1 protein-coding gene is annotated in these 906 nt (G+C 60.6%); it reads right to left on the bottom strand.

Annotated features, from left to right (window positions below; all coding sequences use genetic code 11):
- Positions 1-9: 9 nt before the first annotated feature.
- Positions 10-906 (bottom strand): integrase core domain-containing protein (locus tag IVA78_RS24765; RefSeq protein WP_247468362.1); only part of this gene is annotated, 897 nt, incomplete at its 5' end.

Below are 906 nucleotides of genomic sequence, written 5' to 3'. Positions count from 1 at the left end.
TGTCGATGTTCAATAATTCGCTGATTGGATCGCGGTGGTCTTGGTAGCGGCGAAGGCCTTGGGAGTTTGTCCTGCCAAGGCCTGATGGGGTCTGTGGTTGTTGTAGTATACGAGATAGTCGAACAGTTCGTTGGCGAAGTGGTCGAGATTGTCGAAGGTCGCGCCGTCGATGACGTCGTCATCGAGGGTGCGCCAGAAGCGTTCGACCTTGCCATTGGTCTGTGGCCGATAGGGCCGGGTGTAGCGGTGTTTGATGCCAAGCTCGAGCAGCATGGCCTCGAATGGATGCTCGTCCGGCTTAGTGCGGGCAGCGAACTCGGCGCCGTTGTCGGATAGGATCTCCTGGAAGACGAGCCCGTAAGTGAGGTTGAGGGTATTGATCATCTTCAGGGTCTTGAACATGACCGGCAGCGCCTTCTTGGAGGTTAGGACCTCGGCCCAGGCCAGACGCGAGCAGCTGTCGATCAGGCTGATGATGTAGGCCGTGACTGGGGGTGGCGCGAGGAACATATCGCGCGGCAATTGATGCAGATCGACGTGGCCCAGCTCCCCGAGCTTGTCCTTGATAATACGGCGTTTCTCCTCGCGCATCGCCGGCGTGCGGCGGTTCAAGCGGTAGCGCCTCAGCACCCGATAGATCGTGATCGGCGAAGGTACCGTGTCGCGCGTCTCGCGCAAGACCGCATGAATCTCATAGCGGTTCATCCCCCGCTTGCGATGGGCGACGATCTCCGCCTCGATCCCTTCCGGCTCGCGCCGTTCCCGCCACTTCGGGCCGCGCCGCCGCGGCAGCAGGTCCGCTTCATCGCCGCTCTGCAGATAGCGATTGTAATACTTGCGGAAGGTCTGCGAGCAGGTCCCGTGGTGCCGATAGAAGTCGCCGACCCGGTTGAACAATGGCGATCG

Origin of the sequence: Bradyrhizobium sp. 137 (assembly GCF_023074095.1) — a bacterium.
In the GTDB taxonomy this organism is placed as follows: domain Bacteria; phylum Pseudomonadota; class Alphaproteobacteria; order Rhizobiales; family Xanthobacteraceae; genus Bradyrhizobium.
The sequence above is the reverse complement of the archived record's forward strand: the minus strand, read 5'-3'. Positions and strand labels throughout refer to the sequence as shown.